General features: G+C 37.4%; 1 protein-coding gene and 1 pseudogene. One reads left to right on the top strand and one right to left on the bottom strand.

Translation table 11 applies throughout. The annotated features are described in order from the left end of the window. Window positions 1-255 (top strand): annotated as a pseudogene (locus CBG25_RS12225) (hypothetical protein); the annotation flags it as partial. A 180-nt stretch (window positions 256-435) separates the two neighbouring features. Here CBG25_RS12225 and CBG25_RS12220 read toward each other — a convergent pair. After that, window positions 436-629 (bottom strand): hypothetical protein (locus tag CBG25_RS12220; RefSeq protein WP_290606928.1); only part of this gene is annotated, 194 nt, incomplete at its 5' end.

Here is a 629-nt window from a genome sequence, read left to right as displayed (position 1 = left end):
CTGTGGGTGGCACTTTTTATTAGCCAGTTGGCCTGTGCCCGTGATTTTGGTGTCACGGGCGAACTCTGGCCAATTGCTGAACAAAATATACTCACCCTGATTGAAGGACGACTCACGCAATTAATGAATGACGGTACGTGGGAAAAGGAAATGCGCGCCTTTAAAGAGGCTGTCGCAAAAGGGGTGGAATTTTTTTTTCAACAATATCCCACCGTGCAGATTTTCTCTTTTTCTGATTTTAGTTTGTACAAATAATAGACTGAAAATCATCCATAATATCAGAGCAACCGCTCTTGATAAGTTATAGGCCATTAAGCCTGTTGCTCAATAGTGAAATAAAACTGCTTTCAATAAAAACAAGTTAGATACATCTAAAAAACACAAAAATAAGTTATTTTTTAATCTTATATAGGTCATTTTTAATTCAAAAATTGATTATTTTATCATCAATAGCTGGTTTTTTTGTAAGTCACAATTAATTTTGCTATTGAGCAACAGGCTTATTGCATGCAGGGTAAATTCGAGCTTTACCGCTAATAATCCCTTACGCCGGAAACGTTCCAAACCCTGAATTCCCCGCAATGCTGAAAACACAGGTTCAACCATGCTCTTTCGCTGATTCAAGATTT

It is taken from the genome of Arsenophonus sp. ENCA (assembly GCF_002287155.1).
GTDB classification, from domain to species: Bacteria; Pseudomonadota; Gammaproteobacteria; order Enterobacterales; family Enterobacteriaceae; genus Arsenophonus; species Arsenophonus nilaparvatae.
This window is presented reverse-complemented; position numbering and strand designations above follow the sequence as displayed.